General features: G+C 64.4%; 7 protein-coding genes and 1 tRNA gene. 2 read left to right on the top strand and 6 right to left on the bottom strand.

Translation table 11 applies throughout. The annotated features are described in order from the left end of the window. On the bottom strand, positions 1-946 hold a 946-nt coding region (locus WBF82_RS15780), incomplete at its 3' end, for an FhaA domain-containing protein (protein ID WP_424383926.1). Between the two features lie 260 nt (positions 947-1,206). Between WBF82_RS15780 and WBF82_RS15785 the strand changes: the two genes are divergently transcribed. Both WBF82_RS15785 and WBF82_RS15790 read left to right on the top strand, forming a co-directional pair. Continuing rightward, a tRNA-Leu gene (locus WBF82_RS15785) sits at positions 1,207-1,289 on the top strand. A gap of 406 nt (positions 1,290-1,695) precedes the next feature. Then, the gene (locus tag WBF82_RS15790) at positions 1,696-2,436 is read left to right on the top strand and encodes an SDR family NAD(P)-dependent oxidoreductase (protein WP_424383927.1); all 741 of its coding nucleotides are present in this window, start codon (positions 1,696-1,698) and stop codon (positions 2,434-2,436) included. A 222-nt stretch (positions 2,437-2,658) separates the two neighbouring features. Here the strand turns inward: WBF82_RS15790 and WBF82_RS15795 are convergent, their stop codons facing one another. The 5 genes from WBF82_RS15795 to WBF82_RS15815 all read right to left on the bottom strand — a co-directional run. Next, the gene (locus WBF82_RS15795; RefSeq protein WP_424383928.1) at positions 2,659-3,129 is read right to left on the bottom strand and encodes a DIP1984 family protein; all 471 of its coding nucleotides are present in this window, start codon (positions 3,127-3,129) and stop codon (positions 2,659-2,661) included. Between the two features lie 107 nt (positions 3,130-3,236). Continuing rightward, positions 3,237-3,569 (bottom strand): GNAT family N-acetyltransferase, encoded by a 333-nt coding sequence (locus WBF82_RS15800; protein WP_424383929.1) that lies wholly within the window; start codon positions 3,567-3,569, stop codon positions 3,237-3,239. A gap of 16 nt (positions 3,570-3,585) precedes the next feature. Next, complete coding sequence (locus tag WBF82_RS15805) at positions 3,586-4,968, bottom strand: acyl-CoA dehydrogenase family protein (RefSeq protein WP_424383930.1); 1,383 nt, start codon at positions 4,966-4,968, stop codon at positions 3,586-3,588. A gap of 76 nt (positions 4,969-5,044) precedes the next feature. Further along, the gene (locus WBF82_RS15810; RefSeq protein ID WP_424383931.1) at positions 5,045-6,310 is read right to left on the bottom strand and encodes a DUF7373 family lipoprotein; all 1,266 of its coding nucleotides are present in this window, start codon (positions 6,308-6,310) and stop codon (positions 5,045-5,047) included. A gap of 5 nt (positions 6,311-6,315) precedes the next feature. After that, a partial coding sequence (locus WBF82_RS15815; RefSeq protein ID WP_424383932.1) for a DUF7373 family lipoprotein occupies positions 6,316-7,202 on the bottom strand: 887 nt, incomplete at its 5' end.

Genomic DNA, 7,202 nt, shown 5'->3' on the forward strand with positions numbered 1-7,202 from the left:
GGTAGCCGCCTTGGTCGGGGTAGCCGCCGCGCTGGTCGGGGTAGCCGCCTTGGTGGGGGTAGCCGCCGCGCTGGTCGGGGTAGCCGCCTTGGTCGGGGTAGCCGCCGCGCTGGTCGGGGTAGCCGCCTTGGTCGGGGTAGCCGCCGCGCGGGTCGGGGTAGCCGCCTTGGTCGGGGCCGCCGCGCTGGTCGGGGTAGCCGCCTTGGTCGGGGCCGCCGCGGTGGTCGGGGTAGCCGCCTTGGTCGGGGTAGCCGCCGCGCTGATCCGGGTAGCCGCCTTGCGCGGGGTAGCCCCCTTGGCCGGGCGGCGGTGGTGGATAACCTTGCTGGTCGGGGTAGCCGGCCGGTTCGGGTGGATAACCACCCCGGGGGTCCTGGGCACCGCGCGGGTCGTCCTGCGGATGCCCGTAATGCTCGTCGTAGTAGTCATCGCCGGGCCGCCCCTGCCCCTGGCCGCCGCGGTAGCTCGAATTGTCGGTCATCGGTGGTACTCCTGGTTCTGCGTTGAACGCATGATCTGATTGTGGCGCGGCGGGCTCGCTAGCCGTCGGGCGGGGCGCGACATCGGGGTTGACAGCACCGCGGGCGCGGAACTGGCCGGTATGGAGGTTCGCCGACTGCTCGAACCGGACAACCACGTCACCATATGTTTGCCACCCCTGTTCGCCGATGTATCCCGCCAAGTGCTTAGCGAAAGCTTCTGAAGTGAGGTCCTGGTCGGCGCCCACTTTCTGATAGTCGTGCATACCGAGGGTAATGATGTATTCGTTGGGAGCCAAAAGCCGATCGCCTTGAAGAGCACGGATTCCGTCGGCCGCCTCCCTGCGCAGCAGGGCTTCTACTTCTTGGGGGACGATCGCACCACCGAACACCCGGGCAAAGGCATCGCCGACGGTGACCTCAAGTTTGCGCTCGATGCGTTGAACTAGCCCCTTCTGGCTGCCCATTTCCAAGCGCCCGCCTCAGTCCTCATCTATCGGTGCCGCACGGCGGACGATGCCTCCGGCGTGTCGCATCACGCGTGTCGTACTCCAGCATGGTATCGGGCCAGCGCATCGCAGCGGCACTTGCAGAATTCTGAGAATCGCATCGAGCCAGGTCAGGTATGGGTTCGGCGGCCTCGCCCACGACGCCGCGGAGCACCCTCAGGGCGTCAGCGTGGTTGGGGACACGGGCCATTACAGTGGTAGGCTCCACCGACTGTTCAGGGCGAGTGGCGGAATGGCAGACGCGCTGGCTTCAGGTGCCAGTGTCCTTCGGGACGTGGGGGTTCAAGTCCCCCTTCGCCCACAAAATTGAGTCGAGTCACTTCACCGGCGACTGGCGGTCGCAGTTAATGCCGAGGTGTATCTCGCGTGTGACCTCGTCGCGACGGTGACCAAGAACGCTGTCCACCATGACGGTGCTTGCGGCAATCGCCGCGCTCGCGGCGGCAAGTTGCCTCGGCTACTACTGCGGCCGGCGGGTGGGCTCGACGCGGTCAACCTGGAAGAAACGAACGAGTCGAATCGCGCTGGGGAGGCTGGTGATCAGCCTGCTGGTGGTGCTGTCCGCGCGCCGAATCCGGCACAGTTTTCGGCCCGAGCGCGTGTTCACCGACGCTTTGCACAGGTCGAAGCTGAGACTTATTGCGCCCGTTGGACTCCTGCTGGGTAGCGTTGCGCGGACGCGAACCTAGGCGAGAACGGGAAACGGTATGGCTGGATTGCAAGACAAAGTCGCATTGGTGACCGGCGCGTCGTCGGGCCTGGGGGCGCAGACGGCCCGGCTGCTTGCCCGTTCGGGCGCGATAGTCTTCGGCATCGGCCGGGATACCGGGCGCTTGGCCGGGGTCTTCGCCGACGTGGAACGGGGTTCATACGCGTCAGTGGACGTTGGTTTGGCGCAGGCTTGCCGGGACGCGGTCGAGCAGTGCGTCCGCGAGTGCGGCGGGCTAGACGTCCTGGTCAACATCGCCGGGCGACACCAGATGCGCCGGACGGAGTCGATGACCGACGACGATTGGGCAGACGATCTCGCGGTCAACCTGAACGGGCCGTTTTACCTCTGTAGGGCCGCACTCCCCTATCTGCTCGAGCGAGGCGGCAACATCGTGAATGTCAGCTCCATTGCCGGCGTCGAAGGGCAGGCCTATTCGGCAGGCTACTGTGCTGCCAAGCATGGGCTGATCGGGCTGACGCGTGCTTTGGCGGTTGAGTACACCGCGGATCGCTTGCGGGTCAATGCAATATGTCCGGGCGGCATGCTCACACCGCAAATCGAACAGTTCAGTGCGCCGGACAACCCGAACTACGACCTGATCATGCGCACAGCCTCACCGCGCGGCATGATGGCGCCCCTTGACGTTGCGAATGTTATTGCGTTCCTTGCCAGCGACGACGCGGCGGCAGTCCACGGCGCCGTCTATCGGGTCGACAATGGCAAAGGCGCCGGCTAGTTGACCGAAGGTGTGTGCCCCTTGCCCACCCTCGTCGTCACGAACCTGCACGTGGTGATGTGCTGTGCGCCGTGCCCCGTCAACTGTGCGCTTTGCTGGGCTGCCCTGTGAAAAGGGAGTCGAACCCTTGCACTGCCCTTCGTGCGCCAGGAGACCGGCGTTTGCCCCGCCGGCTGGGCTTGTGCACGCTTCCGCGACGACTACCTGCGCCACCTCGGTCTATCAGTCCAGCAGATCTACCTCCCAGTTGGAGCGCTGGATGCGCACGTCGAGGTCACGCCACTCGCGCGCGACTCCATCGGCGCGTGCGCGCAGCTCCGAAACAGGCAGCGCCGAAAGCATTTTCAATTCGGACCGCAGTTGACGCGCGTACCCGGATTGGTTATTGCCCACGGCGGCATCTGCCGCCGCGGTGAGCACCGAGTGACGCAGCCGCAACGCGTCTCGGCGGGCCAGCGCGTCGGTCAGCGTGCCGTCCGCGCCGATCGACGTGGCGGCGTTGGTGCGGTTGATCCGCCGGATAAGAGTTTCGTACTGAACGAGCATCTCGTCGGCTTCGGCAAGCAGCGCGGCGGCGTCCTCAGCAGGGTCCTCGCCCTCCTGATAGCGAGCATTGGTAACGATGCGACTGCGTAGCTGCTCGATCCGGCGTACCGAATTTGCGCGCAGCGACAAAGCTTCGGCCAGCTTCACGACCCTTACCCCTTTGATACTTTCGATTATGCGGCCGACAAACCGCAGTGGGCTCAGTCTAAGTTCTGAACGGTTGGCAGCACCGCACGAACTTTTGCCGTCGGGGGCTACAGCGTCTGGGCCCACCGCAGTATCTCCGGCGTGACCGGATCGGTGATGTCGCGGAACTCCTGGTGTTTCTTGATGAAGGCGGCCACCATCGGGCAGACGGCGACAATGTGTTTGCCGTCGGCGCGGGTGGCTTGGAGCGCCTCCCCCACCAATATGCTTGCCAAGCCGCGTCCTTCGAATTGATCGTCCACCTCGGTGTGGTAGAAAACCCTCTTGTTGTCGCGATCAGCGACGGCGGCGAGTCCAACGGTTTGGCCCTCTACGGCGATGATGTACTTCCCGTCCGAGGCGCTGACGGTGGTTTCGGCCCCGGTCTTATCTGTGGTCATCTGGGTTCCTCGTGGCTCACTTGCGGGGTGGTTGCAGCACTTTCATTGCGAGCCGCATCACCGGCTCGGGGACCCGGTCTTTGGCTGAAAGCGCGGCATCAGCGACACGGGAGCGCAGCGGGGTTCCGCGGCCGAACATTCGGTTCAGCGGGCCACCCGACGGCTCGATCTCGATGTGAAGCGGCGGAGCGCCTTCGGAGGCGCCCAACGCCTGGGAGATGACGATCCGCTGAATTTCGCTGGTACCCTCAAAGATGGTGTACAGCTTGGCATCTCGATACCATTTCTCGACCGGGTGGTCGGTGATATACCCCCAACCTCCCATTGTCTGAATGGCCCGTTCGGTTGCCCTGACGGCCACCTCGCTGGCGGCCATCTTTGACATCGAGCCCTCGCCGCGCTCGAACGGGATGCCTTGGGCCGCCATCCAGGACGCTCGCCAAGTCAACAGCCTGGCCGCTTCGATCTGGGTGGCGATCTCTGCCAACGGAAAAGCGATGCCCTGGTTGTCGATGATCGGTCCGCCGAACGCTTCCCGCTGGGTGGCGTAGGTGGTGGCATATTCCAGCGCCGCCCGCGCGATGCCGATCGCCTGGGCGGCGACCATCGGGCGCGTTTGCTCGAAGGTTCCCAATGTTGCTGAGCTGGAACGCTTTCCGCCAGCGACAGCTTCGCGCGCTTTAGCGAGCTTGTGCTCGAGTTTCTCCTGTCCACCTAACAGATTGTCACCGGGCACGCGCACACCATCGAAGCGTAATTCGGCGGTATGCGAGGCGCGGCAGCCGAGCTTGTCGAGCTTGCGGACCAGCTCCAGACCCGGAGTGCCGCCCGGCACGATGAACAGTCCCTGGCCACGATGGCCGAGCTCCTCGTCGACGACCGCGTTGACCACATGCACGTCGGCGATACCGCCGTTGCCGATCCACATCTTGTGACCGTCGATCACCCAGTCGTCGCCGTCGCGGCGGGCCTGCGTCCGCAGATTCCTTACGTCGCTGCCACCTTCGGGCTCCGAGATAGCCAGCGCCGCAAGCTTGAGGTCACCGGGAGTCCCGAAACATTGCGGTGCCCACTCCAGCATCTGTTCCGGAGATGCGGCTTGCCCGATGGCCGATAGTGCCAGCGCTGGCATGACGATCGCCAAACCGATTCCGGCGCAACCCCAAAACAATTCCTCCATGAACATCGGTAATGAAAGGCCAGTGGGGTCGCCGATGAGATCGCGGTAGAACAACGGGCTGTAGAACCCCTGTTGCGCGGCCTCCTCCAGGACCGGCCAAGGGAACTCCTGCTTCTGGTCGTAGTCGAGAGCGACTGGACGTATGACTGACTCGGCGAATTCGTGGGTGCGCCGCGCCAGGTCGTGTTGGGCCACCGTCGGTGTCAGATCAAACGTCACTGGATCCCCTGTGTCGGTTGATCCTGGTATTACCCGCTGTTGGCGGATTCAACCCAAACACTGGGCGCGCCGGCGGTTACTTGCCGGCGAGGATCCGATACTGCGCGGCCATTTGCTGCTTCACGTCGGTCTCGTTGTCGCTGAAAGCGGTGAAGGTATATCGATCCGCGCGCGCGACACACGTGAATGGCCACGCGACTCGCAGTGCGGACAACGGCGGGTTGGGCTCGCCGAGTAACTCGGCGGCGTTCTGCCGGGCGAAGCATTGAGCCTGTGGTAGGCCAGTGATTCCGCTGATCTGATGAGCACCGTCGGTGGCGCGCATGTCCGCAGCGAATTGCTTGACTAGCTCCGCGGCCCCCGTCGCGTCGTGTGCTTGGTAGACGGTCGTCCGCTGTTGCGCGACGGCCTGAACGCCGGCGACATCGAACAGGGTTGCCGCTTTGGCGGGGTCGTCTTCAAAATTCACCCAGGCGCTCGGCTCCCAGACCCCGATCATGTACGGCGCGCTGCCGTCGGGAGCGCGCAGTGTTCGGGCCAACAACTGTCCCGTCGGGTCTCGTGGCAGATCTACCAGTTTCGCGGTATCCGTTGGCTTGAACTGGTCGATCAACGGTTCTTGCTTGTCCAGTGTCAACCCGATCAGCACGGGCGCCGTTCCGGCATCGTAACGGTCCTCAATCTGTAGCTGTTGGACGAGCACATAGGGTCCGCGTGCGGTGAAGCTTGCCGCACTGACCCCGCCGTCGGCAGAGTCGTAGAGAGTTGCGATCGCCTCCGGGTGGCGCTCGATCGTCACCGGTCGCGGAGGCGCGTCAGCATGTGGGTATTGGTCTGCCATCTCACGGGCAGCAGCGCCAGCGGAATCGTTGTCCGGAAACCGCAGCACCACGTTGACTAGCAGCTTCTTTGTGCTCGCCCTGCGGAAGCTGGAGAAGCCGGTGAGGAAGCCGTGCGCCGCGGCCACGGCGGGCATCGGATCGGCCAGCACGTTGTTTTGCGACAGTAACTTGGCCTCGGGCAGTGGCGATGTGGTCGTTGTGTTCATCAGCGCGACATGCTGATAGGCCGGGTCGACTTGCCATGGGCCAACGACGTTGACGGCGAGCCGATGAGCTTCCAACAGCGCGCCAGTGCGGGGGTTACCTGCAGTTCCGAACGCATGGTCCGGGGTCGTCGGATAGTCACCAGTGTCCAGCAATGCCACGCTCGCACCATCGGCATCAGCGCGATCGGGCGCCCTCACCGCCACACCGGCCACCGTCGCACTGCAGCCAGCTAGCGCAACCGCAGATGCCACGGCCAGCGCCGCGCCGAGCATTCGCCCCCAGAGTCTTCCCATCACTGCTACTTCCCCGCCAGGATCCGGTATTGGGCGGCGATCTGCTGCCTGACGTCCTTCTCCGTGGCGGAGTACGCGACGAATGCATACTGATCCGCAGACGCCATGCAACTAAAGGTCGCAGTCGTTTCTTGCAGGGTCGGCCCAGGCGCCATGCCTTGGCGGGCAAGGCATTTGGCCGATGGCAAGCCGGGCACACCGGCGATGACCTTCACCGAGGAGCCCAAGTGTGTGGTGAAGTGCTCCACCATCCGCGTGGCGCCGCCGGCGTTGTTGGTCCGATACACCGTCGTCAAACCCTTGGCTATCACTTCGACACCGGCGGCGGCATACAAGGCGGCCGCGGCAATAGGGTCGTCTTCGAAGTGCAACCACGCGCGCGGCTGCCACACCCCGACCACTAGAGCCGCCGACTGGTCCGACGTCGGCAAGGTGCGGGCCAACAGCTTTCCGGTCGGGTCGAGCGGCAAGTCGGCCAGCTTTGCGGGCTCGGTCGCCGAAAACTGGTCGATCAGATTTTGCTGTGAGATCAGCGTGCCTGCGATCAATTCCGCGGCCGGCGGAGCCAGATCGGCGAACTCCTCTTTCTTGGATAGCGCGTTCTGGTACAGCACGTAGAGCCCGTGAGCGACGAAACTATCGATTTCCGTTTGGTCGCCAGGCGCGGCATGGGCCGACGCGCGTGCCTCGGGCTGATCATGGATGTCAATCGGTGACCGCGGCGGATCGGGAAGCTGGCTAGTAGCGGCGGCCATCTCGGTGGCGGCGGCCGCGGCGGCATCGGGATCGGGGAAGCGCATCACCAAATTTGTCAGTGCGAGCGGCACTTGCGGGTTACCTGATGTGCGGGAGGTGATAAACGCGGTGATGACGCCGTGCGCCGATGCGATGT

It is taken from the genome of Mycobacterium sp. (genome assembly GCF_049673265.1).
GTDB lineage: Bacteria > Actinomycetota > Actinomycetes > Mycobacteriales > Mycobacteriaceae > Mycobacterium.

Coding starts and splice junctions, on each gene's coding strand:
- WBF82_RS15790 (WP_424383927.1), top strand. CDS start 1,696: ATGGCTGGATTGCAAGACAAAGTCGCATTGGTGACCGGCGCGTCGTCG.
- WBF82_RS15800 (WP_424383929.1), bottom strand. CDS start 3,569: ATGACCACAGATAAGACCGGGGCCGAAACCACCGTCAGCGCCTCGGAC.
- WBF82_RS15810 (WP_424383931.1), bottom strand. CDS start 6,310: ATGGGAAGACTCTGGGGGCGAATGCTCGGCGCGGCGCTGGCCGTGGCA.